Below are 976 nucleotides of genomic sequence, written 5' to 3' on the forward strand. Positions count from 1 at the left end.
GGGAACATCAGAACCAGCGCTGTGATATCTCCGGTGCTCGAAAGATCAAGTCCGCCGTAGCACTCCCGGCCACGAAGACTGCCCATATCAATCGGTTCATTTCCCTGATCAAAGACCTGCTCCGGAATGAAGGCGGTCGTACTAGATACCCACATGTTGAGTCTCAGCTGCTTGAACACTGCTTCCTCGGCGGGATTTTCCAGCGCCTCATGGTAGTGCTCCCTGACACGCTCGATGTCGATCGTCTGTCCGAGGCTTGGATTTGCTTTATACCAGTTCTTCTCATCGTGCCAGTCCTCATCGTCTTCCAGTCCATAGACAACCGGGTAAAAGGTGTGATCCACGCGCTGCCCGGAGAGGATATCCTTTGCCTTCTGATGCAGCTCGTAGCAGATCGAGTTCTTGTCGGTTCCAGCCGTCGTGATCAGAAAGAACAGTGGCTGCTCACGGGCATCACCGGAGCCCTGCGTCAAAACATCATAAAGCTTTCTGGTCGGCTGGGCGTGGACCTCATCGAAGACCAGACCGGAAACGTTCAGGCCGTGCTTGGTTCCCACCTCTGCAGAAAGGACCTGATAGAATCCAGCGTTGCTGTAATTCACAATTCGTTTCGTTGCCGCCATGATCTTTGATCGTTTCAGAAGCGCAGGTGTCATGGAAACCATCTGATGAGCAACATCGAAAACGATACTGGCCTGCTGCCGGTCTGCGGCAGCGCCATAGACCTCGGCAGACGGCTCGTTGTCTGCGTACAAGAGATACAGCGCTACCGCTGCAGCAAGCTCACTCTTTCCGTTCTTCTTCCCGATCTCGATGTAAGCGGTCCGGAACTGACGCTTGCCGTTCTCCTTCACGATGCCGAACAGGTCACGGATAATCTGCTCCTGCCACGGGAGAAGCCAGAACCGCTTCCCAGCCCACTTGCCTTTGGTATGACGGAGCATCTCGATAAACTTCACAGCCCGATCTGCCTTGG

At 54.5% G+C, this 976-nt stretch carries 1 protein-coding gene; it reads right to left on the bottom strand.

Annotated elements, in window-relative coordinates:
* Positions 1 to 976 (bottom strand): terminase large subunit (locus tag ACTQZS_RS15355; RefSeq protein ID WP_441476591.1); only part of this gene is annotated, 976 nt, incomplete at both ends.

The sequence above is a fragment of the Bilifractor sp. LCP19S3_H10 genome, from assembly GCF_052119185.1.
Taxonomy (GTDB): domain Bacteria; phylum Bacillota; class Clostridia; order Lachnospirales; family Lachnospiraceae; genus Bilifractor.